Source organism: Nocardia citri (assembly GCF_054065835.1).
Genome location: NZ_JBSUQM010000004.1, coordinates 80,676 through 101,436, shown reverse-complemented (window position 1 = coordinate 101,436; position 20,761 = coordinate 80,676). Strand labels below are relative to the sequence as shown.

General features: G+C 61.8%; 15 protein-coding genes and 1 pseudogene. 5 read left to right on the top strand and 11 right to left on the bottom strand.

Annotated elements, in window-relative coordinates; genetic code table 11:
* Positions 1 to 56 precede the first annotated feature (56 nt).
* Positions 57 to 464 (bottom strand): PIN domain-containing protein, encoded by a 408-nt coding sequence (locus ACW2Q0_RS08415; protein ID WP_457187918.1) that lies wholly within the window; start codon positions 462 to 464, stop codon positions 57 to 59.
* Entirely contained in the window at positions 461 to 763 is a 303-nt protein-coding gene (locus ACW2Q0_RS08410) for a FitA-like ribbon-helix-helix domain-containing protein (RefSeq protein WP_457187916.1), read from the bottom strand. Before ACW2Q0_RS08410 ends, ACW2Q0_RS08415 begins: the two co-directional genes overlap by 4 nt.
* A gap of 292 nt (positions 764 to 1,055) precedes the next feature.
* On the opposite strand from ACW2Q0_RS08410, the gene ACW2Q0_RS08405 reads away from it, so the two are divergent.
* From ACW2Q0_RS08405 to ACW2Q0_RS08390, 4 genes are read left to right on the top strand one after another with little or no spacing between them, the layout of a single operon-like run.
* Positions 1,056 to 1,388 (top strand): type VII secretion target, encoded by a 333-nt coding sequence (locus ACW2Q0_RS08405; RefSeq protein WP_457187914.1) that lies wholly within the window; start codon positions 1,056 to 1,058, stop codon positions 1,386 to 1,388.
* Entirely contained in the window at positions 1,385 to 1,681 is a 297-nt protein-coding gene (locus ACW2Q0_RS08400; protein WP_457187912.1) for a WXG100 family type VII secretion target, read from the top strand. The genes ACW2Q0_RS08405 and ACW2Q0_RS08400 overlap by 4 nt, the downstream gene beginning before the upstream one ends.
* A gap of 3 nt (positions 1,682 to 1,684) precedes the next feature.
* Complete coding sequence (locus tag ACW2Q0_RS08395; protein WP_457187910.1) at positions 1,685 to 3,196, top strand: hypothetical protein; 1,512 nt, start codon at positions 1,685 to 1,687, stop codon at positions 3,194 to 3,196.
* Positions 3,193 to 3,852 carry a pentapeptide repeat-containing protein gene (locus tag ACW2Q0_RS08390; RefSeq protein WP_457187908.1) on the top strand — a complete coding sequence of 220 codons (660 nt, stop codon included), beginning with the start codon at positions 3,193 to 3,195 and terminating at the stop codon, positions 3,850 to 3,852. The genes ACW2Q0_RS08395 and ACW2Q0_RS08390 overlap by 4 nt, the downstream gene beginning before the upstream one ends.
* Positions 3,853 to 4,096: 244 nt before the next feature.
* Here ACW2Q0_RS08390 and ACW2Q0_RS08385 read toward each other — a convergent pair whose 3' ends face one another.
* The 4 genes from ACW2Q0_RS08385 to ACW2Q0_RS08370 all read right to left on the bottom strand — a co-directional run bounded on the left by ACW2Q0_RS08385 (position 4,097) and on the right by ACW2Q0_RS08370 (position 15,429).
* Positions 4,097 to 7,456, bottom strand: a complete 3,360-nt coding sequence (locus tag ACW2Q0_RS08385) for a Swt1 family HEPN domain-containing protein (RefSeq protein WP_457187906.1) — start codon at positions 7,454 to 7,456, stop codon at positions 4,097 to 4,099.
* Between the two features lies 1 nt (position 7,457).
* On the bottom strand, positions 7,458 to 9,128 hold the full coding sequence (locus ACW2Q0_RS08380) for a DUF262 domain-containing protein (protein ID WP_457187904.1): 1,671 nt from the start codon (positions 9,126 to 9,128) through the stop codon (positions 7,458 to 7,460).
* Positions 9,128 to 11,911: a DUF1156 domain-containing protein gene (locus ACW2Q0_RS08375; RefSeq protein ID WP_457187902.1), complete on the bottom strand. Its 2,784-nt coding sequence runs from the start codon at positions 11,909 to 11,911 to the stop codon at positions 9,128 to 9,130. Before ACW2Q0_RS08375 ends, ACW2Q0_RS08380 begins: the two co-directional genes overlap by 1 nt.
* 107 nt (positions 11,912 to 12,018) lie before the next feature.
* Positions 12,019 to 15,429: a helicase-related protein gene (locus ACW2Q0_RS08370; protein WP_457187900.1), complete on the bottom strand. Its 3,411-nt coding sequence runs from the start codon at positions 15,427 to 15,429 to the stop codon at positions 12,019 to 12,021.
* A gap of 117 nt (positions 15,430 to 15,546) precedes the next feature.
* Here ACW2Q0_RS08370 and ACW2Q0_RS08365 point away from each other — a divergent pair.
* Positions 15,547 to 15,688: pseudogene (locus ACW2Q0_RS08365) on the top strand (succinyldiaminopimelate transaminase); the annotation flags it as partial.
* Between the two features lie 48 nt (positions 15,689 to 15,736).
* Here ACW2Q0_RS08365 and ACW2Q0_RS08360 read toward each other — a convergent pair.
* The 5 genes from ACW2Q0_RS08360 to ACW2Q0_RS08340 form a co-directional block, all read right to left on the bottom strand.
* Positions 15,737 to 16,585: an ESX secretion-associated protein EspG gene (locus tag ACW2Q0_RS08360; protein WP_457187898.1), complete on the bottom strand. Its 849-nt coding sequence runs from the start codon at positions 16,583 to 16,585 to the stop codon at positions 15,737 to 15,739.
* Between the two features lie 12 nt (positions 16,586 to 16,597).
* A complete protein-coding gene (locus tag ACW2Q0_RS08355; RefSeq protein ID WP_457187896.1) occupies positions 16,598 to 17,953 on the bottom strand; it encodes a hypothetical protein in 1,356 nt (451 codons plus the stop codon).
* Between the two features lie 17 nt (positions 17,954 to 17,970).
* Positions 17,971 to 18,345, bottom strand: a complete 375-nt coding sequence (locus ACW2Q0_RS08350; RefSeq protein WP_457187894.1) for a hypothetical protein — start codon at positions 18,343 to 18,345, stop codon at positions 17,971 to 17,973.
* Between the two features lie 18 nt (positions 18,346 to 18,363).
* Positions 18,364 to 18,891 (bottom strand): DUF3558 domain-containing protein, encoded by a 528-nt coding sequence (locus ACW2Q0_RS08345; RefSeq protein WP_457188295.1) that lies wholly within the window; start codon positions 18,889 to 18,891, stop codon positions 18,364 to 18,366.
* Between the two features lie 348 nt (positions 18,892 to 19,239).
* Positions 19,240 to 20,460 (bottom strand): IS110 family RNA-guided transposase, encoded by a 1,221-nt coding sequence (locus tag ACW2Q0_RS08340; protein WP_457187892.1) that lies wholly within the window; start codon positions 20,458 to 20,460, stop codon positions 19,240 to 19,242.
* Positions 20,461 to 20,761 lie beyond the last annotated feature (301 nt).

Sequence of the window (20,761 nt, the reverse complement as noted above, 5' to 3'; positions counted from 1 at the left end):
AGGTCGCCTCTGGTAAGTGATTGGTCGCATTCGTTCGTATCGGGGCTGTAATACGTTCACTCCCAAGGATTTACGATCGTCAATCCAATGTCGGCGAAATCTTTCACGTTCCGCGTGGCGAGGTCGCAGCCGTTCGCGAGGCAGATTCCCGCGATCATGGCATCGGCTTGCCCGGTGGGGCGGCCAATGGCACGCCGGTCGGCAACGATCCGGCTGTACTCGACCGCAGCCCGATCGTCGTAGGGGAGGATCTCGCCCGCGTGGGCGTCGAACAGGCGCTGCGCCACTTCGGCGAACCCATTGCGCCGCCGCCCCTCCGGCATCACCTGGATACCGGCCCAGGTCTCACCAACTGTCACCGCGGTGATCGTGATGTCCTCACGCGCCGACATCCATGCGACGACGCGGCGGTCGGGGTTCGCCCGCATGATCTCCGACAAGACGTTGGTGTCGGCGACGATCACAGCTCGATCACCCGCGCGGGCTCCTGCTCGGGGATGTCGAGATCGGGGCCGTCGGGGAGTTCCCGCGTGGCGTCATAGATGTCGCGGAGAATGTTCGTCGGTCGTACGGAGTCGGACAGGATCGCGCGTGCTTCAGCCTCCATGCTGCGACCGTGTGCTGCGGCGCGGCGGCGCAGACGCTCCTTCACCGTATCGTCCAAGTCTCGAATCGTGATGCTTGCCATGCAATCAATGATATCATTGATATCGGCATCCGAGCTGTGGTAACCGATGACCATCGGTCGCGGTCGCAGATCCACTGCCGCAGTTCTGCGCGAGCATGGATTTGAGGGTGTTGAGACGGCAGACGGTCCATCGCGACATTGGGCTTGTCAGGATGGGGCCGGGACGATAGGGATCATGGCTGGACGAATGCGGTGCTCCGCGGAGGTGATCGCGCGCAAACCGCAGCACGCCGACGAGCCTGCCTCCGAGGGTTTTCTGAGCGGCGTGTTGCGCGGAGAGTCGATGTGCGACGGCGTCGAAGGTGTGCGCGAGCCGGTGGACCTTCGGGTTCGACACTGTCATACGAGGTCGGTAGCATTCGGCAGCGTGAGCGATGGGGGGACGTCAGCCTCGGGCCAGTGGCTCTCGGTGGTGCCCGAGCAGGTTCGTGAGGTCGGCACATACGTCTACGAGTTGGCCGAAACACTGCGCACGGCATTGGATTCCGCGGCCACGGACGTGGATGCGGTCGCCAACGGCAGTTGGACCGGTGGTTTGGCGTCGGAGTTCGCCGACGGCTGGAGTGATGTCCGCGACGGTGGCGGTCAGATCATTACCGCGCTCGCTGCGATGGCTGAGAAGCTCGGTGTCACCGCCGATACGTATCAAGCCAGCGATGAGAGCAACGCGTCCAGCACCTCGAGTTTGGATTTGCCATGAGCGAGTTCTCGGTCAATCTCGATGACCTCGATCGGATCGTGGCCCGGTTGTCCGGGCTTTCCGGTTTCATCAGCGATCATCTCGACGACATCGATGACAAGGTCGCGACACTGACCGGTACTGGTTGGGAAAGCGTTGCCGCCCAAGCGTATTCCGATGCGCATCAGCAATGGATGACCGGAGCGCGCGAGTTCACCGAGGGGGTCCGCGAGATCAGCGACGCTGCCCGCAGGGCGCATACGCGCTACAGCACGGCCGCCGATGTGAACAAGCAGATGTTGCAGGGCGGGTGAGCCGTGGGTGACACGTGGGTCATCGACTCCGGTATGTACTTCGATGCCGCGAAGAAATGCCAGTCGTTGGCCAGCGACATCTCGCTTGCGTTGGGGGCGCTGCAGCGTGCGCTGGTGCACGACTGCGCTGGTATGGCAGGGGATCACGAGAAGTCCGAGCAGTGGACGACCGCGTACGACCAGAATGCTCGCGACATCGTCACTTTCGCCGCGACCCTGTGCAATGCGTTGCAACGTTTCGGAGATGTGCTGGCCGCCAACGGCTACAACTGGTGGCAGTCCAACCGATCCACCAGCAGTGGCGCCGAGCCGCCCCGACCCACCCCGTCCGAACCGCTGTACGACTCCGGCATGGCACTGCCGACCACCGCCAAGGGCGCCAACGGTGCCGGAATCGACACCTCGATCACCGGATTGCTCGAACAAGTCGGAAAGATCCCCAACGGTGACGTCACCAAGCTCGGCATCGCGGCGGGTGCCTGGCGAACATTTGCCGACAACACCAACATCACCACAGCCGCGGACCGCATCAAGGGCATCGACGCGAAGTTCAGCGGCAGCAGTGACCCGAATATCCGCGACATCGAAGAGAAACTGACCACCCTGCAGCGGGCTGCGGAACTGCTGTGGCAGGCGGCGACCGCGTTGGCCGGACCGGTGAAAGACCATCACGATGCCCTGGACACGATGCGCAGTGATGTCCAATCCGCCGTCACCAGCGCCGCGAAGGAACTCGCAGGCGCCGTCGTCATCACTGTCGCCATCGTGGGAATCCTCGCGGTCGCCTCTGCGGGCACTGCTGCCGCCCCCGCTGCTGCGGGCGGTGTCGCTGTCACCGCCGAAATCGTCACCACCACAGCCGGAATCATCCGCAACACCGTCTCCATTAGCCGCATCCTGATCATCTTCGGCGCAGTCGTGGCCACCGGAACCGCAGCGGGCGTCTTCACCGCCATCCCCGACCTCACCCAGAACGGCATCAACGCGGCCCTGGCCTCCATCGCGGGCATGATGGTCAAAATCGCGACTGACGACGATGGCCAATCCGCCAGCCCATCGAACTCAGCGAATACCCCGGGGACTAGCGAGTACCAACGGCGAGTCGAGGAGTTGGCGAAGGATCCCGCGAAGAACGGGGCTACGAGCCCACAGTCCAAGCGCGAAGCTGAGGTTGGACTGCAGGCAGAACACGACGGTTCAATCCCCGGCCCAATCACCAGAGCGCAACCTGGACCAAACGGAGAGGATCAAGGCGAGTTTGTGGATTCCACCAATCAACGATGGGATGTCAAGAGTTCACCTGACTCCCAACCGAGTTACCGTCCGGAGGCAGGTAAACCGATCACTAACCCACAGTCGGACGAAGCATTTACTAGAATGATTGACAAAGATATCGCGACCGGCGAGAAAGTTCTCCTGGATTCCGACGGGATGTCGCCTGCTCGACGAGCGCATCTAGAGCAGTTGGTTGCCAACAACTCGAATTGGCAAGGAAAGGTGGTCTGGGGACGATGACCAAGGTATATGGCCGGTCTCGTGGAAGTGTAATTTCTTGGCCGCTGGAAGTAACAGCACGCGAGAGGCTTGAGCGATACCTGGACCGGCTTTCCGCGGAGCCTGCAACCGAACTTTCGGCAGATTCATTACTTGCAGCTGATGGGATGAATTTCTCTGGAGCGGACCTTTCCGGTTTAGAACTTCAAGAGGCGGCTTTCAATGAGGCCAATTTACGCAATATTCGTGCTGCTGACGCTGACATGTATCGAGCGTGGCTGATGGGGGCCAATATCAGCTCGGCTGACTTGACACGCTCTGATCTTCGGAAAGTAGAGGGCCGAGGATGCAATGCCGTCAATTCGGTGTTCCATGCGGCAGATATGCAAGGGGCCGTTTTCGAGGATGCGTCTTTTCAGGGAGCTGACTTCCACGAAGCTAATCTTCGCGATGCTAGCTTCGTTGGGGCCGACCTGCGGGACGCCGATCTCCGCGCATGTCAGTTCGGATGGACGGATTTCTCGGACTGCCGATTCGGTGGCAGCGTAGTGGCAGGCTCCAAGGGAATAGTTCTCGGACCGATAGATGTGGGTGTCGAAGCATCGTACATTCTCAACGGGACAGAACTTGAATCGTGGTTCGCGGCCAATGGCGCCCCCGAAGTCGAAGTGCGCTAGATCAGGAACTGCCGGGACCTGGTTCGATCAGGCCGGAGCCGACACGGCATGGCCGAAGATATGTCGCAGCTTGGTGACGCGCATCTGGATCGAGAGGCCAGACAGTGACCGGATACGTGTATATCGCCGGACTTTCATCACATCTCACCCCATTCCGCAATGCCCTTCGCTGGCCAGCACTACTGGCGAACCTCAGCACCAGCCGCAATCGGGATCGAGTACTCGATCTGCACCGGTCAGTCGCTCATACTTCTTCGAAGCCTGACTGATCGAACTTGAGGGTGTCGGCATTCTCGGAGACCGTACGGATTTTGCCTTCCTCGAAGCCGGTAGTGTCGGTGATGGCTTCGATCTCGATGCGGACGATGAGTTGGGTGGTGTCAGAGCGGAGATGGCCGATGACTTCTTCAGCGATGTTCTTGAAATCCATGGCGATCTTGTCGGTGTTGAGCGTTTTGACCCCGTAGAAGCGGGTCTTGGGGTTGGGGAGCGGACCATCGGATTTGGGCTCAGGGGACTTGGAGCTGGTGTTCGTCAGAGATCCCGCAGCGGGCTTGTCATTGGGTGGCGTTGCCGTTGTCGTCTCGGCGAAGCGTTGCTCCTCCGCACGGTCGGGGCGTACGAGTAAGAGGGAGTCAGTGGGAGCGGGCGCGGAGTTGGCGTCGCCAGGAATCCAGAGGCCGACGTAGCGGCCCGCTTTCTCGTCGTATTCGGTTGCGAGGGCAAATGCGTCGGTCTGCCAGATCAGTGGGATGTCTAGGATGCCAGCGTCCAGGATGCTCCGGTCTCGGAGACGGGGCATATACGGGTATTCGGTATACAAGCCCCATAGCGTTCCGAGGGTGACGTGGCCGTCCTTCCAGATGGCCGGCACCTTGTTTATGGCAAGTCGGATGGTTGTTGCTGCTTGTTGAGTGGAGAGGTCGCCGTCGTTGCCGAGTCGTCTGGAGACTCGTTCGGCTAAGGAGTCGGACTGGCCTTCTACCTTGGTTTCACGGATTGTGAAGGGCGCGTTCGGTTCGGGCTGGGTTGGCACGAGTGCCCAGGTGAATGTCTGCAACAGCCGCGAAGAGACCGTCTTATCGGCCTGCGCCTGGCGTTGGGCCGCCTGGATCCTCTGGTTGTTGGTCAGGTCAAGGTCGGCCTCGTTGTCGAGGACGTGCTTCCAGCCGAGGTAATCGCGGGTGGCGCTATCCAGTTCTTCCAGCCGGGCTTCATCGGCGGCCAAGTAGACGAGAGTATTTCGGTGGGTGCGGTTTGCGGTGCCACGTTGTTCAGTCGTCTTGTGCGCGAAGCTCTTTGCGAGAGAGCCGGTGGCGCGTTTGTGGCAGACCTTTGGATGCAGGATGACGAGCCGAGCTTCTTCGGTATCCGGTATATCGGCGGTGCTTTCGGGGCAGATGTGCACTCTGGAGAAGTCGCCGCGTGTTCTGGCTTGACCTTGCAGGCGCCGAACGATTTCTGCCCAGACTTCCTCCTTATGGAGACGCTCGGCCTGGTCCTTGGCGGTGCGGGTGATATTCGGCTGTACGTCGTACCAGTATTTCCCTGACCCGGAGTAGAAGTATGTGGCCCGATCGGCGAGCTGAGTGAGTGCGGCATGGAAGTTGCCGGGGACATCACCGGGGATAGCGGTGCCGAGGAAGACGCGCTGGGTGCCAATACCTTTGTGGATAGATCCGGGGGCAATGGTGGGCGCGGCGCCGAAGAACACGGTGCGGGCGAGGCGTTTGGTGAGATGTCGCTGGCCGAACAGCGGTTTCTCCTTGTCGATCCGGTGCGGTTCGGAGTTCGCGCCATCGACATCGGCGTCGATGATGGTCTTCCAGGAGTCTTGAAGGTATTGCGTCAGTTCGGCATTCACGTTCGCCGCGGCCAGAGGCAGCGATCCGGGCATGATGAGCGGAGCGGAGTCTTCTCCGATCCAGAGAGCATGAATAATGGTGCTCATCAGCCGGAGCACACCGCGGGTCCGCTGGAAGCGATCGAGTGAGGACCACTCTTCGTAGAGGGTGTCGAACATCTCCGGATGGATCGGATAGGTCTGTTTGATGCGGGTCTCGTACGCTGGGTCGCGGACCTCGCGGGGAAAGTCGTCGGTGTACTTGCGGTACATCTCGACGTAGGTGCGAGCGGTCTCGCCGATGGCTGCCAGCGCATCGGCATCGGGCTGGTTGAACAGCCGCTGCTTCACGATATGGTACGCCTCGTCGGACGACGCCGGCCGCCACTGATCGGCTATGCGCCGCACCGCGTTCTGCAAACGCTTCAACGCCTCGAGGCCGTGGGCGCCGCCTACTTCTTCGGCGCTTCCCGCGACTATCTCCGCCGGGTCGTCGCCGCGCTCCGATGCCGGAATGGAGATGGCGAGGAAAATACCGGGAGTGCCTTTCGTCGCTTCGGTGAGGGACTGGGCGAAGGTGAACTGGTCGTCGAATTTGCCCCCGGCCAGCTGGTCGTTGCCGACGAGGGCACGAGCGTAGGCCACCCATTCATCGATCAGAATCACCGCGGGTGAGTATGCGGCCAAGAGTTTATGTAGCGCATCGCCGGGAAGGGTCCGCTCGCGATCCGCTTCGGCAACCACTGCGTAGCCCTCGGCGCCGCCGAGCTGCCATGCCAGCTCACCCCAGATGGTGTTGACCCGGGTGTCGTCGTCCTTCACTTCACCCGCTGGGCTGAAGTGATTGCCCACGATCGCCACGCGATTGACTGCGGTGTCCTGGTACCCGTTGGCGTGCAGTAGTTCTTGCGTCTCCTGGGGAAATGCCGTGATCGGAAGTCCTGCGGCGATATGCCACAGGGACAGCATCGAGTGCGTCTTCCCGCCACCGAAGTTCGTTTGCAGATTGACGACAGGGGACGCGTTGTCATCGCCGGACAGTCGCCGCACCGCGCGTCCGATGAGATCACGCAGTCCCTCAGTCAGGTAAGTGCGCTTGAAGAATTCGACGGGGTCGGCATAGTCGGAATCTGTTTCTCCGCCGGTCGAGACCTTGTAGAGGTCCGCGGCGAATTCTGAAGCGTGGAAGTTACCGGTGGCGACATCATCATGCGGCCGCAGCACTTCGCGCCAGGGCTTCAACCCAGCCGCTTCCGGGTTATCGACCACACCCTTCAGCACCTTCTTGTCTGCCTTGTCCGCTGTGACACGTCGCAGTGCCAGCCGGATACCACGGACCTCATCGGCCTCAGCGTGGGCACCGATCAGTTTGAGGAGCCGTTCACCGGTGTCCAGCGCTCGATACGCATCGTCATCACTGAAAGCGCCGTTGTGCGCCCAGGTGTTCCGCACCTCGCGCAGCTCGTTCGCGTAGGTCGCTGCCGCGCGACCCAGTGCCTTACTGAATGGATACCACTTAGCCTTGTAACCGGTGGTGATGCTATTTTCGGTGAGCATCCGGAACTGTACTTGCGGATCTAAGGGATCATAGGCTTTGCCCGGAGGAGCGTCGTTCTTCCGGTCCTTGCTCTCGACCAGATCTGTCCAGCGGGCGCCCAGTTCCTTGTCTTCCTGTCCGATCACCTCGGAGATGTAATCGTCCAGTGCCGGCGCCATTATTTGGAACATCCGGTCGACCCGGTCGCGGTTGCTCAGTCCCATATCAATCCAGCTCCCATTCGCGGACCAGCAGATCCGTAAGTTCCTGCTGGCGCATTTTCACGACGGCAGGAGTCCATTCGTTATAGCCGAGTACCTGGGTCGTCAACGCGAAAACCGCCGACCCTGTGGAGGTGGTGAAGTACTTCGCCTTCTTTGCCGCGAAGTCGTAGTTTCTGGCCTGGCTGTTCTTCCGGCGGTTGAGCAGCAGCAGGTTCCCCAATCGGTGAGTCCAGTATTCACGCTGCTCCGGCGTGAAGTCTTTCACCCAGTGGCTGTCCTGCTTCGGGTTCTGGGGCAGGACATGTTCGATGCTGATGATGCTGTGCGAATAGGTCGCGCCGGGATCGTTGGCGAGGATTTCGTCGAGCCGCAGCAGGACGTAGCGAGCCCGGTCCGTCTTCCGGTAGATTTCGCCGTCCAGTGTCTCGCGCGCGATGCGCTTCTCCTCGTCGCCGAGTTGGAACGAGGGGGCATCGAGGCCAGCACCGCCGCGCAGTTCGCCGAGGAGCCGGAGATACCGGAGGACACGGGGAGTGGTGTACTCGCCGCGCAGCAGTGAGTCGGCTGCCAGCCGCTCCAGCTTGCGGAAGAACGCCGTGAGGAACGCTGCGTCGTCGCCATGGTCCTTGATCGCCCAGAGCGCCGGCGGACGCCAGTCCTTGTTGTCCAGCATGCTGAGCCGCTTCAGCCAGTTGTTGATAGGTTGCCATTCCGCGCCGGGGCCGAAGTCGCGGGCCAGGGTGCGTTCGAAGGCTTTGCTGTAGGGCAGCAGTAGCTCATCGACGAAAGCAGCGGCACGGCCGGATTGCAGATACGGACCGAGCACCTGATCGGGAAACTCTTTGAGCAGTTCCCGTTGCGCGCGCTTCCCGTTGACGATGGTCCGGATGTCCTGGAACAGCTCGGTGAAACCATCGCTGCCGAGGGATTCTTCGACATACTCCCATTGCTCGGCATAGCCAGAGTTTTCATCTAAGACACCGATGACATCGGATTTGAATATATCGGTGGGGGCGAGATCGAGGCCGCGTGCGTTCATCACGCTGAAGATTCGATGCGCGCTGCCCAGGTCGGGAGTGCTCACGATCACCAGGAAGGTGCGGTTGCTCATGAGTGTGGCGAGGGATTTGCGCCGCCTATCGCTCCATGACTCGAGACGGGCGTGCAGCGCGGCGGCATTATCCCGCATGGCCCGCTGGGGTTCGCTTTCGACCGTCTGATCCGAGAGCCTGATGAGTGTGGAGATGTTGTCCGGTTCCTGCACGTACTTTTCGAAGAATCGGCGATCCTGCCGGCGCATCGTGAGGCGCGGTTTGGAGGCGATTCCCCGAAGTTCGTTCCCTGGCTCCATAACCAGGTCGCTCAGATCCTCGGAGAAGCGTCCTGAGGACAGGTCCCGCAGTACCGCGAACAGGATGCTCAAGGTGGTTAGGCGCTGCTGGCCATCGATGACATCGAACTGGGCCTCCGACTGTTGCACCAGGACTACGGAGCCGAGGAAGTAGGGCTCATCGATGTCGCGTCTGAGGGCTTCCTCGAGATCGTCGAGGAGCTGCAAGGCCTGGTCTGTACCCCACCTGTAGGGACGCTGGTAGGAAGGGATAGTGAACTCGTAGTCGCTGGAGAACACCTTGCACAGCGGATGTTCATGGGCGGTGAGGGTTTTCGGCATCAGTCGACATCCCCGTCGAAATTGAAGGCCCCCTGGGGTTCTTCGGTACTCCGCTGCTTCGGCGTCCGCGCTACCTCCAGGATCTCCGGCCAGCTCGTGACCAGGGTGTTGAAGCTGAGCGCATCTTTGGTCCAGCCGTTGCCCTCGGCGATGCGGAACAGCAGGTGGGCCAGTTCCTTCACCAGGTCCGCGTCGATTTCGCTTCCGGGGCGGCTCAGGGCAGTGGAGAGGAAGTCTCCCGCGGAGGCGACGCCGTCGCGTTCGAGGACCTTGATCAGGTGGTGCAGGGCTTCCCAGTTGCTGGTGTGGGTGTCGGCGAGTACGTCATAGTGCCATGGGAAGTCGGTGGGTTTGATGAGCTGGACGTTGCCCGCGCGACTGGTCAGGATGCCGCTGCGGTCCATGACCTCGACGCTGGTATTGCGGGCTCGGGCGAGGTTGTCGGCGTCACCGAACTTACCGACGCCGTAGCCGCGCTGGCGGTACCAGGCGAGAGCAAATCGGCTGCCGGTGTCGAAGTCGCCTTCTTGCTCGTTCAGTACTTGATCGAGGCTCTCGTTGATCCGCGCCAAAGCCGACCGCACTGTCATCTTCTTGCCATCCGGCTCAAGGACCGCACTATATCGGCTGAACACCGCCATTCCCGGTCCAATTGCTGCCTGCGGCAAATCGACCGGTGCGATCTGGCCTTGCTGCAGTTTGCGCAAGGCCTCCGGCAGCTCGGTTTCAAGTGCGGCGATGAATCCTCGACGATCGGTTGCAGGTGAGTCTGTTGCACGCGGGCGAAGCGATAGGACGATAGCTGATGCCAGGGCGTTTGTTCCGCTGGCGATCATTCGATTGCCGAGCTCCGATCGGTTCGGCCATGTAGACGTGATCTCCCACCCGGCACGAATCATACCTTCAAGAAGGGTCTCCCACCCTGTCGAAGCTGCGCCCTCAGCATCACTTTCGCTCTGCTTGAAGGCGTACCAGATAGTTATGGGGAAGTCTGGCTGCGCTGATTCTCGGGCGCGTGCGAATACCGCCCGGAATCCATTTTCGAAAAACTCATGTGCGCCTTTCTTGCCGCCATGCCTGTATGAGTTGGCGACCAATTCTTCAGATTTTGGAACCAGAATCGTCGATAGTAGATTTGGATGGATTGAGCGTAGTGAACGGCGGAGCCATACGTAAAAGAAGTCGGATAGGTCTGAGTACCCAATGTTGTCGTAGTATGGAGGATCCGTCGCAATCAGTAGCCCGTCGTAACTTCGGCTGGCCGCGTCGCTCTGTATGACGTTTCCTGGTGCCCGTGGAGCCAGATGATCCAGTGCTTTGGCAATCCATGTCCACTGGTCCCGCATATTTCCCGACGACTGGGAAAACGGGTTTGCCTCGCAGAAGTCCCAGACCATTGGGATCGCCTGCCGAGCAAATAGATGGCCAATACCTTCGTTCTTGACATCCGACCTCCAAGAACAGAGAGCGTTATGATAGTCGGCGGCCTTCGATATGCCAAATCCAAGAAGGGTGGCTACAGCATCGGCATACTCATAAGAACTGCCATCCGAGATCATTCTGTTGTGAGCCTCTGAGATCAGGTCACTAAAAGTGGTAAGCGCAACCAGTTGGCGGTCAGTGAAAGCATCTGACCAGCGTGGCATTCCATACATTGGGAGTCTGTCGACATCATGATTCGGTGTTGGCACGAACTGATCCGGCACATCGTTCGGCCGTTCGATAGTCGCTGACTCTATATGGCGGGAATCGGGTGCAAGGTAGTGTCGCTGACGTACTCCTTCCGCCACGACAGCCATCAACTGTTGGCTGAGACCTGCACTCGTCGCCTGAGAACGGATGTACTGGTTGTCAGCTATTGAACTACAAGCTACACAGGTCGCGTTACCGCGGTTCATAGTTCCATCGCTGATTTTGGTCGGTGCGCCAGCTGGGCTATTTCTGATTTCGAAATTTACGCGCCGTCCGGATCGCTGGGTCGGATCGGCGGCGACACCAGGAACGACATAGGCTTCCTTCCCCTTTTTCTTTCCCAGCCACCACGAGCGGACCAGCGGCATTTCGATTCCACATGCGGGGTTCGGGCAAGTGACCGTGCGTGCCCAGATCCACGCGATGACGGTGGCCTTCGTTCCGTCGGAAAGAGTCGCTTCCGGGTACAAGTGCCCGATGCGCTCCGCTGCGCGGTCACGCATCCACTGCCCGTACGCGCGCACATCGGCAGCAAGCCCTTCCGCACCTTTCCAAGAAGTTCGGAGGCCACCGGACTCGATCAACCCCGGGAAAACCGGAGGCTGGTCGCGGAACTTTGGCGGAATCTCGATCAGAGCCTTGTTGATGAGCACCGCGACCGGGTTGAGGTCCGAGGCATGCGCCTCCAGCCCGAGCCTCTGCGCCTCGAGCGGGATGGTCCCGCCCCCAGCAAACGGATCGAGTATTGGCGGCGGGTTTCCATCGGTCGACTTGAGAATTTCGGCGTGCGCTTCGGCGAGCAGCTTCTCGTCGCGCACGTTCTCCCAGACAACGAGTCGTTCGATCAGCTTGTGTAGCCGCTCGCGTTCCTTCCGCTGAAGCTCCTCGGTCGGGAACTCCTCGGGGCGTGCGGACGGATCATCCACCAGTTGGGCGAAGAGCACAGCGCGGGCCGCAGCGAGCGGTCGGCGTGCCCACCACAGGTGCAGAGTCGACGGGTGACCGTGGCGGATCGACTTCTCCCGGGCCGATTCCCGGTTGATCGCCTCCAGTGGCAGAGCCACTTCGATCAGCTTCCGCTTCTGCACCAATTCCTCAATCCTCTGGTAGTCGTGCTGACGTTGTCCTGCGGCCGGTACATCGCATGGGAATGCCCGAGTGGTACAGCCTGCCTGCCGGGTATCCAGTGCAGCCGTAGTCAGAACGGTGGTCTTCCCTTCCCCCACATCTTGTCCCAGTCGCCGCGGAGACCGGTCGCTTCGAATCCCCCGAGATCGGTTGTGGCGAAGGGATTGTCGAGGTAGCGGACCTCGTCATGCTGCGGACCCCGCGGGTCAACCTTGACGAGGGCGAGCCGATAACGCGGGAAGGCGTTTTTCCCGGTCATCACCTCGTTGTGGGTGACGAAGAAATCCGTAGCCCCGGCGATCCTGGCTTTCACTTCGATCCGGTAGGTGTCGCCGTCCAGCGCGGTGGACAGGATATCGAAACCCTTGTTGTTGAATGCCTGCTCCACCGGATCACGGCCGAGCTCTCGCTCCAGGGCCAGCACCAGGTCCACACCACGACGCTCGACCTCCTTGGTTTCCTTCGCGTGAATCGGTGCGCGCGAAGGGATCTCGTCCTCCACCATGCTGATAGGCAGCACGATCGCGGCGGTCTTGATGCTGGGCGGTTTGGTGGACATTAGTGTCTGTTGCTCGAGCAGTGCCAGCCGGCGGCGCAACCGTTCGTCGAGCTCGACTGCCTTGCGGTACAGGCTTTCCGACGATTCCTTGGCCTTCTCGCCCTTGAGCTCGGCCTCCGCAGCTACGGCGGCGTCCAGGGTGAGGCGATCGCGTTCACCAGCCAGACGTTCGGTGATGAGCTCGCGGGTCTTGTGGAGTTCATCGGTTCGGCGCGGCTGAACTTCGGCGAGGTACTCGGGGAGCCTACTGGTGATGATCCAGCTCATGGCCTTGTCCTCGGCATCGGCCAGCCAATGTTCGGCGCGAGCCTGGACAACCGCGGGAACATCGGGTGCGGCGACGCAGTCCAGATAGGGCGCCGGTCCGGCCGGGGTGACGGTGCCGGTGCGATCGACATAGGCGTAGCCGAAGCGGCGGGCAACGGAAGCGCCCGTGGCGTCGGCGACTTCTTCGACTACTCCGACGAGGAGTTGCGGCTCCTCGATCGTTGCGGACACCAGGACGGTCCCGGCGTTGAGCGTGGCGCCGAACTGCCGGATCACTTCGTCCATCACCGCATCGTGGAGCGGGTGGCCTGGCGCAAGGAGATCGGCGCGGGCGAGATCGTCAGGCTGAACATAAGGCAAATCGAACGTCACCCGTCCGTAACGTGTCGCGATCGGGCCGTGCTTACTCGCCCGGACCTGTGCCGGAACGTTTGTGATTTCGTATCGGCCGCGTTCGCGGCGAGCGATTCGGCCGCCGAGCCTGGTGAATGCCTCTTTGAATGCCATTTCGATGTAATGCGGCTGGAGGCGGCGTGCGCGGGCATCATCCATCGCCGCGCGGAGTTCATCCAGTTGCGCTTTGCTGAGGTGTTCAGCGGCTAGAGCGCGCTCTTTGAGAAGTTCCTGCAACCCTTCCCCGACTGTCCGGTCGATGACCTCGTGCATCTTGGCCTTGACGTCGGGCCGTTCGCCGTACTGGATGGCATTCATCAGCAGCTCACGCAGCGGTGTCTCGGTGAATGCTTCGCCGAGAACATCGAACACCTTGCCGCCGTATGCTTTTCGCTGCTCATCGATCTTCTGGAGCAATCTGGCGAACACCTCGCCCTCGCGGGTGTTGACCGCGACGAGATTCCACAGGCGGCAGACCTCTTCCTGACCGATGCGGTGAATTCGGCCGAATCGCTGCTCGATGCGGTTCGGGTTCCACGGCAGGTCGTAGTTCACCATCAGGTGCGCGGCCTGCAGGTTCAGGCCCTCACCGGCGGCGTCGGTGGCGAGCAGGATCTGACAGCCGCGGTTTTTGGTGAACTCCTCGGTGATCTGACGGCGCTCACCGCGCCGCACGCCACCGTGGATCGCCTTCACCGAGTCCGGCCGCCCTATCAGCGAGCCGATCCGATTCCGCAGGTACTCGAGGGTGTCGCGGTGCTCGGTGAAAATGATGAATTTGCGCGGCTGGCCGTTGGAATCGGTGGTCAGGCCGTGATCCTGCAGAATGCTGGACAACTCGGTCCACTTGCGATCGGTACCTCGGTCACGGACCTGCTGTGCGAGCTGGATCAGCTTGGTGAGCTCGCGTAGCTCGGTTTCGAGCTCGGCCACGGTCTGGGCTGCGGTGGCCTCGTCGAGCAGCTCCTCTTCGATGTGCTCGAGTTCTTCCGCGTTGTAGACGTCGGAATCGATATCGTCGAGGTCATACGTCGGATCGTCGTCTCGGTATGTGCCGTTGAGGATTTCCTGCTTCTTGCGTTCCAACCGCTGTGAGCGGCGCACGAGGCTGCGGTAGATGGCCTCGGGGCTTGATGCGAGGCGGCGCTGCAGGACGGTGAGGGCGAAGCCGACGGTGTTCTTGCGTTTGCCGCCGACCCTGTCCGCTCGATTCATTCCCTCCCGGACGTAAGCCGTAACCTGCTCGTAGAGCACGTATTCCAATGCGGTCAGGTCGTAGGGGACGGATTCGGCGATCCGCTCGGGGAACAGCTTCTTCCCCTCGAAGGTGAGCAGATCCTCCTTGACCATCCGGCGCATGATGCCGCTGGTATCGGCGGTCACCTTGTTCTTACCCTCGAACCGGTCGCGGTCCAGCAAAGTGAGGAAAAGCTGGAAGTCCTCCTCCTTGCCCGAATGCGGGGTGGCGGTCATGAGCAGCAGGTGGCGGGTGAGGTTGCCGAGGGCTTCGCCGAGCTGGAAGCGCTTGGTCTTCTCGAGCTTCCCGCCGAAGTAATGGGCACCCATCCGGTGCGCCTCGTCGACGATCACCAAGTCCCATTCGGTCTCCCCGAGCAGAGCGCGCAGCGGATCGTTACGTGCGAGCTGATCCATACGGGCGATCAGAAGCTCATGCTTCTCGAAGACGTTCTGATTGACGTTCGCGTCGATCAGCTGGTTGGTGAGCAAGTCGAAGGTGAGTCCGAACTTGAAAGCCAGCTCGTCCTGCCACTGCTCCACCAGGCCGCCCGGGGCGACAATCAGGCACCGCTGCACATCTCCGCGCAGGATCAGTTCCTTGAGGTAGAGGCCAGCCATAATCGTCTTGCCAGCGCCCGGGTCGTCGGCAAGGAGGAAGCGCAGCGGGGTCCGGGGCAGGAGCTCACCGTAGACGGCGCGGATCTGATGAGGGAGCGGTTGCACATCGCTGGTGGCCACGGCGAGCATTGGGTCATACAAGCCTGCGAGCTTGATCCGTTGGGCTTCCGCGACGAGCTTGAAATCGCCGGCCCTGGCGTTGAAGGTGCGGCTGCCAGCGCTGGCGACAGACAGGCTGTCCTGATCCTTGCGGAACACAACCTGTTGGCCGAGCGCACCAGCGGTGGTCTTGTAGGTGAGCTCGAGAGTATCGGTCCCGTGCCACTGCGCGTAGATCACCGTTACCACCTCCGAGGGTATGACACCCTCGATGCGCAGTCCCGGTTTCAATTCCTCGAGCAGCACGTTCACCTCCAGATCGACAGCCTATTAAACGTAGTTGATAGCTCCGACAAACTCGTTTCGCCCAGGCGCGACGAGGGCAGGCCATCGTCGCAGCAACAACGACACGTATCGACGTGCGAGCCGTGCCGCAGCACCCTGGACTGGCTGGCCGAGCGTGGCATCCTCGCCGCACCCGGGCAGTGGCGAGCATGTCCGGATCGCATTGACGGCGACCGACGAGCGGATCGCCGCTGCTGCCCAGCGCGTGACGGCGAACTGATCTGGGTGAACTCGGCGGTCATCTGCTCACCTGAATGTCGGTGGCGGCTCAGGTGTATTCGTATGTGGGGTCATTGTCTTCGCGGTATTCGCGCAGGGTTCGGTCGAGCAGGTTTTGCAGGTGTGTGGATAGTTCGGCGTTGTCGGTTGGGGTTACGTGGATGGCCGCGGTGGCTTGTACTCGGTAGCGGCCGTCGGGGTAGTCCATGATGTGGAAGTCGCGTTTGGGTGTGGGGCGGTTGTCGAATGCGCCGCCGGGGTATACGGCGATGTGTGCGACTGTGGTGCGGTGGCGTTCGAAGAATCGTTGCGCCTCGGTGTGGCGGGAGATAGGCGCGTCGTCGGAGAATGCGGTGAATGGTCGATCGTCATCGCTGTCGAGGTCGGCGCGGTTGATCGCGAAGCTCGAGGCGGTGCCGCGCGGTGCGTCGGGTAGGGCGGCGATGATGCGGCGGGCCAGGGTGTGTGTCCCGACCAGGGTCATGCGCACGGCGCCGCCGCGGTCGGGATCGGATGTCGGTTGCTGCGTGAGGATTACCGCGCTGCGGGCGGAGACGGCGGCATGGATGCGTGCCAGTGCCGTCGGGGCCGCGTTCTCGCGTGGCAGCACACCCTTTGCCGCACCGGCGAATCCCGCGACCTCGATCCTGGCCTCTGGTTCGACGAGGACCCGTAGCGGGCCGTAGACGTCCTCGTCGAGAATCGCTCGTACCCCGGAGGCGGCGGTTTTGTAGGCGTGTTCGTAGGCCGCGGCGGTGTCCTCGGTCGGTCGGTACCGCAGTGGGTAGGGCAGCACGTCGCGGCCCATGGCGTGCCACAGTACGGTCAACTCGAGTGCCGACATCGACCACATCCGCTGTGTCGCGCGCCAGGCACCGCTATCCGTCTCGTATGTCATTGGCCCGGTACGCTATTCGCCCAGCACCGGTGGAACCGTTTTGGGGCGATGGTCTGGATCGAGGCCGGTCAATTCCTCGCCGCGCTCGCGGGTCACCATCGCCTCGGCCACCGCCGATTTGCCCTTCTCTTTGTCCTCGTCGCCCTTACCTCGGGCCGCGCCGGGCATCATAGAGCCGGTACCGGACATGCCGTTGCGGCCCACGCTACCGCCGCCGTTGCCGCCACCTGAGCCCACGCCGGTCACTGCGCCCGTGCCCGGAATCGAGCGACCCGGACCAGGAACCGCGCTCCCGGGACCCGGGGAAACCGTGGTTCCAGGGCCGCTGAGTCCGGTGCTGCCGAGGCCGGAGCCCGGGGTGGATCCAGGACCGAGGCCAGCAGGCGTGGTAGTGGTCGATGGTGTCGTACCGAGCCCGGTCGGGGTGGTCGACCCGGAGCTGAGGCTCGGCTGATCTGCCTGCGCCGCAAGCGAATCCACGCCCGCCGGGGCCGTGTCGCCAGATTCTCCGGTCCCGCCTGTCGGACCACCGCCTTCTGGCTTCGGGCGGTCAGACAGCTCCCCTCCGCCGGGACCGGGTTCCCGTTCTATTTGCGGCGGCATCGGCGCGACGGTGCCAGGATCATGAACAGGGTTGTAGGCCAACGGAATACGCGGCTGCGCGGTGTCTCCCTCCCGAATACCTGGCTGGTAGACCTTTTCGAGGACGGTATAGGTGGCCAACTCGGCGGCGTCGGTGCGGTTGCGGTCCATCTTCCAAGTCGGACCGGGTATCCAACCGGCGACGGTGCTGGCCCACCCGGTTTCCGGCTGCGGCTGCACATTCGCCTTGGTCACCTCGACCGCTGACTTCACGATCTCCACTTTGTCGGCGACGATCTTCGTGGCCGACACCATATTCCGCGCTTTCGCCACATAATCGACGATCCCGCTGGCAGCGGCCTGGCTGGCCGCCCCTGTCCACGACTCCGCTATCGCCGACAAGATTTCCGGGCCGAACTGGGTGAGGCCGGAGTCGAGTTTCTCGGCGCGGGACTTCCACATCTGTTGCAGCGTCGTCATGACGCCGACGTCGATCGTCTGCGCCTTCCGATACAGCTCGTTCAGATCCTCGCTCCGAACATTTCCGTACAGGGATTCCGGAATGCGCGAATTGTGGAATTTGCCCTCGAAATGGTGATCGGTCAGATCCTTGATGCGGTTGCGTGCGGCGATCGACTCCGGGCTTTGATCGCCCAGGGCGGTCGCCAATGCTGTCGCCGATTTATCAATGTCATTGGAACCGGAAATTATCGCGCCGAGCGGGCCACTATTTATTGCTTTGCCGATATTGATGACAATCGACTCGAAAGACGGAAGACCGAACACCGTGCACCCCCTTGGATTCAGATCCGGCCGAAGTCTTGCGCGTTGCTGGTATCCTGCTCTTGCAGGCGGTCCAGTGAGGCTTGGATGGTGTCACCCATGAGGCCGAGGACTCGGATGTGGTCTTTGAGTGAAGTGTCCAAGTCTCCGTCGCCTGTCGGGTCGATCGCTTTCAATCCAAGCAAGCGCCCTAATTCTTTGCCGCACTCGAACTCGCCTAGACCAGTCACACGGGCCATCCGCTCGACCTCGCGCCGGGCTTCGTCATACACCGCGATCTGGTTATCGATTGCCGTACGACACCGCTTCGCCACTGAATCGTCAAGGTACAATCTGCCAGCTTTTGCCTCGTCTGCGAGATACTGCCAGAGCGTAATGTTTTCTTGCATGCTCATCGACGTACCTTGAATCCTTCACTTCGGAAAATTCGGCACTAATGTATCCGCTGCGGCAGTTGCGATGACACACGGATTTCGTTTGTCCTTCGTCAGTGTTGTCTTGTAGATGGAGATTTCTATGGTATGGCCGTTTGACGGAAAGCTGAAATAGCAGACCTCATTGTCTGAGTCGTATGCTCGGCGAAACTGGACGCCTTCTCGACCGGCAATCGAGATAGCGGTGAAGTCGACGTTGTTGCCATCCTTCTTCGACTCATCAATCGTGTGGGTCGTGGACCACACCCCGAGGTTGTAGTTCGCCCGGCCAGGCTGGTCGTTCCACGAGCACAGTTTCCACCCCTCAACATTCTCGACCCCGGAGATCGTGTTGTTCCGTGTCGACGGGTCTACCCCAACCTGGCGCAGAATCGAGTCGCTGATCTGGGTGCATGGATCCCACAGTGCCGCAGTCGCTGCTGCCTTATCCGTGGTGGTGGCGGGTGTCGCCGTCCTCCCGTTCGTAGCCCCACACCCGGTGGCGGCGATCAACACCCCGGCCAGCATCGCCACCGCTGCTGTCGTCCGTCGTCTCACCACTACTCCCGTCCGGCCGCCATTACTCCGCTCACAGTGTAGGACGCGCTTGACACCCATTCGGTTCCACCGGTTTTCAACATGTACAACTCGGTCGGGGGAGGACTACTCCCTCGTACCTTTGGCCACGTCGCGCACGGAATCGCGGGGCGAGAACGCACTTGGCGCGCGAATCTGTGCGGCATCCCGAGGAAAGATGCGCTGACGGCAGTGCGCACTCGGTGAACTGTGCGCACTGCCGAAATGCCGGTGGGTAGTCGAGGACAGACCGTGGTGCCCGGGTGGAACGAGGGGTCAGACATCCCTGGAGCTTGGATGTCAAGCGGCGAGGTCGTGGTTGTGGTGTGACCAGGCGGTTGTTTGGTCGTAGGGGGTGTGGGTTTTGAGGCAGCCGTGGAGGATGCCGACGAGGCGGTTGCCGACCTGGCGGAGAGCGGCGTTGTGTCCGACGTCGCGGGCGCGTAGTTGGTCGTAGTAGGCGCGGACCTGTGGGTCGTGCAGGATCGCGCAGGAGGCCTGCATATGCAGGGCATCGACGAGCCGGTCGTTGTGGACGAACCGGGCGTGGACGGTCCGCATCTTGCCGGATTGGCGGGTGATCGGGCTGGTTCCTGCGTAGTTCTTGCGTGCTTTCGCGGTGGCGTAGCGGCCGGGGGCGTCCCCGAATTCGGCGAGCACCCGGGCGCCGAGGACGACGCCGATGCCGGGCTGGCTGAGGATGACCTCAGCGTCCGGGTGCCGGCCAAAATGGGCCTCGACCTCGCCTTCGAGGGTCTTGATCTCGGTATTCAACGTAGTGATGACCGCGGCCAGCGCCCGAACGGTCGAGGCGTAGGCGGCCGTGACCAAGTCCGCTTGACCGAGTTGCTCGGACCGAAGCACGTCCTTGATCGCCTGCGCTTTGGCCGCGATGTCGCGGCGGCCCTTGAGCGTGACGCCGATCTGGCTGGTCGTGAGCTTCGCGGCCGACGCGGGAGTGGGAGCCTTGGCCAGCAACTGGAGTACCGCATCAGAGGTGAGACCGAGGGGCTTGTATGCCTGCAGAGCGGCGGGGAAGTAATCCCGCAACGCCACCCGTAACCGGAGCATGTGGCGGGTTCGTTCCCAGATCAGCGTCTGATGCGCGCGGGTGACAACCTTGACCGCTTCGGCGATCTCGGAGTCGCCGGCGACCTCGAGGAGCTGGTGACGGCGGGTGCGGATCATGTCGGCGAGCGCGTGGGCGTCGCCCTTGTCGCTCTTGGCCCCCGAGCTGCCGAGGATCTCTCGATGCCGGGCGGCTTGCTTGGGGTCCACCCCGAACACTCGATAGCCCGCCGCCCGCAACGCCCGCACCCACGGTCCCCGGTCGGTCTCGATACACACCAGCACCTCACAGGGCTGCCCGTCCTCGGGCACGAACCGGCCGAGGAGTTCATGGAACCGGGACATCCCGGCCATCCCCTCGGGTAGCCGCACCCGTTTCAATGTTCGGCCGTGCTCGTCCTGGACCTCCACATCGTGGTGATCCTCAGCCCAGTCATCTCCAACGAAAAGCACCGAACCTCCTGATCGACAACAGTTTTCAGCAGCCCGCAGGAGTCGGTCGGCGACCTAATGGACAAGTGCTCACGCCAATACCCCAGGCGGGCACGACATCCCATCAGCGATCAAGACTCCTGACCACTGGTGAGGGCACGATCTGACCCTAGGACTCGGAGGTCCAGGCAGCGAGAGTGCTCACCCACCAGCGGCTACCAGGCACCAAGTCTGCCCGAACAGCTGACCCGGTAGCTCCCATTAGGCTGGGCGGCCGAACTCTCCGTCGCCCACGCCCGCGGCGGCCGGGTGTGAAAAACCA

What these genes read in the sequence shown, in the direction of transcription:
- ACW2Q0_RS08345 (WP_457188295.1), bottom strand. Translation starts at nt 18,891, where the DNA reads ATGCTGGCCGGGGTGTTGATCGCCGCCACCGGGTGTGGGGCTACGAAC.
- ACW2Q0_RS08390 (WP_457187908.1), top strand. Translation starts at nt 3,193, where the DNA reads ATGACCAAGGTATATGGCCGGTCTCGTGGAAGTGTAATTTCTTGGCCG.
- ACW2Q0_RS08400 (WP_457187912.1), top strand. Translation starts at nt 1,385, where the DNA reads ATGAGCGAGTTCTCGGTCAATCTCGATGACCTCGATCGGATCGTGGCC.
- ACW2Q0_RS08385 (WP_457187906.1), bottom strand. Translation starts at nt 7,456, where the DNA reads ATGGGACTGAGCAACCGCGACCGGGTCGACCGGATGTTCCAAATAATG.
- ACW2Q0_RS08350 (WP_457187894.1), bottom strand. Translation starts at nt 18,345, where the DNA reads ATGAGCATGCAAGAAAACATTACGCTCTGGCAGTATCTCGCAGACGAG.
- ACW2Q0_RS08380 (WP_457187904.1), bottom strand. Translation starts at nt 9,128, where the DNA reads ATGCCGAAAACCCTCACCGCCCATGAACATCCGCTGTGCAAGGTGTTC.
- ACW2Q0_RS08360 (WP_457187898.1), bottom strand. Translation starts at nt 16,585, where the DNA reads ATGACATACGAGACGGATAGCGGTGCCTGGCGCGCGACACAGCGGATG.